Genomic DNA, 1,783 nt, shown 5'->3' with positions numbered 1-1,783 from the left:
TTTGTGGTGTGTATTTTCTGCAACTCTTTGGTTTCAAGCAAAGCAGACGATGCAAACGCTTTCCACATTGAATGAACTCGGCAGTAAAGTTGAGGAAGTACGTAACTTCTTTAATTTTGAGTTGCCGTATCGAGTTAAGCATGTCGATCAAGTCTCACTCAAACTTCAGCTTGTGTACGCGGTTCGTCTTCAATTAGAAAGTGAGGTCTCTGATGCGAATGGGCCAGACGTCACGCAATTGCTTTATTCAACTGACCGATTTTTGGAAAGTGCACGCGCTTTTATTGGCAGTGATGGTGAGTTGGTATCGTTGGCGGAGCAACTGCACACCAGCCGAGGTGCGGAAAACAACTCGCAGCAAATTGAAAACATGTATTACCGCTTGGGAGCCTTGGTTCTTGAATCGATTTTTAGCGATTCCAACACCAATACGGATACCTATCGCGAACTGGATTTACTGTTCATCGAATCGGATTCACTGTCGACAGGGGAGCGTTCTGCATTTCAACGTCGACTCGCACAAACCTCAAGTGTTCTTGCGGCGAATGCGCAGGGCAGTTATTTGGCGAATCAGTTATTAAAGCCAGATTTTCCTAATCAGTTGGTGTCGATGAAGGCTACGCTCGAACAAAAACTGGTTTCTTTCATCTTTTGGCTCATTGTCGTGAGCGGTTGTCTGTTGGCGTTGGTCTCATGGGCTGTCTTCTCTAAAAATGCGGTGGCGAATTCAAGTTCATCAGATCCTGCCGTTTCTCAAACTGAAAACGCATCCAATTCTTTAGAACACGAGAACAAAGCGCGTGAGTTGGCAAGTGATGCTCAAGCGAATAAAACGCAAGAGCTAACCCCTGATTCGCGACAAGAATTGCTGGCTCCGCAAGAACCGTTTATCGATATAAACAGAATGCTGGATTCGCTTTCTGGCGATGAAGGCGCTGTCCGAATGTTGCTCGAGGTCTTTATTCAAGATCATGCTGAAGATGGTTCTAAATTACATAAACTTCTAAACGAAGATATAGACAACGCACAGCGCGCGGCGCACAGCCTGAAAGGGGTGTCAGGAAGTTTAGGTGCAATGCCCCTGCATTACATCTCAGGTGAGATAGAATTATTGATAAAACAGGGCAAAGAGGTACCGGATAATAAGCTCTGTCAATTAAGGGATGTATTACAACAAACAACACTTTTCGCAGAGAAAGTTCTCAACAGTGAAAAGATACGAGAAGTGCTAACAGATTGATATTCCTCTGACTTAAAATGTTGGCGGTTGAGGTATTAAAGGCGCGTTCGAACCTACACTTGGGTTCCGCTTAATTCCTGTTCTATACAATTTGATAAAGGTAGCTTCATGTCCATTCGTCGAATATCGTCACTGATGGTTTTGTGGTTGGTTACCACTCTTTCAGGGTGTTCCCTGTTAGAAGTGAAAATTGACAGCCAGACCGTTCCTCTCACCAAGCAAGAGCTTAATATGCGCATTTTAACGCGCGAATATGCACTTCAATTTTTTGCTCAAGTTGAGCAAGCCGCCGATGTGCTTCAAGAGCAGTATGACCCCAATGATAAAGTGAACCAGTCTTACGTCCTGCTGTGGAAGATCAATGCAGAAGAAGGCTTGCAAGCAGCAGCATATCAAGTATCACCAATGGCTGCATTGATTGATACGTGGGTGTTCACTCATCAAATGAACCAGTTTTATGCAACGGGCGCTGGCCGTGACATTTTTGCTACGGATGAAGCCAAACAAGTCTCGGCACACTTAGCCAATGAGGTAGACCAGCTC

Annotated in this window: 1 protein-coding gene and 1 pseudogene; both read left to right on the top strand. The window is 44.9% G+C overall.

The window, feature by feature from the left end; all coding sequences use genetic code 11:
- Nucleotides 1-49: 49 nt before the first annotated feature.
- Nucleotides 50-1,240 carry an Hpt domain-containing protein gene (locus tag R7E00_RS22705; RefSeq protein ID WP_370686433.1) on the top strand — a complete coding sequence of 397 codons (1,191 nt, stop codon included), beginning with the start codon at nt 50-52 and terminating at the stop codon, nt 1,238-1,240.
- Nucleotides 1,241-1,348: 108 nt separating this feature from the next.
- Nucleotides 1,349-1,783: pseudogene (locus R7E00_RS22700) on the top strand (chemotaxis protein); the annotation flags it as partial.

It is taken from the genome of Vibrio sp. Vb1755 (genome assembly GCF_033338635.1).
GTDB classification, from domain to species: Bacteria; Pseudomonadota; Gammaproteobacteria; order Enterobacterales; family Vibrionaceae; genus Vibrio; species Vibrio alginolyticus.
Note: the sequence above shows the minus strand (reverse complement) of the source record. Positions and strands in the feature narration are given on the sequence as shown.

Coding starts and splice junctions, on each gene's coding strand:
- R7E00_RS22705 (WP_370686433.1), top strand. CDS start 50: ATGCAAACGCTTTCCACATTGAATGAACTCGGCAGTAAAGTTGAGGAA.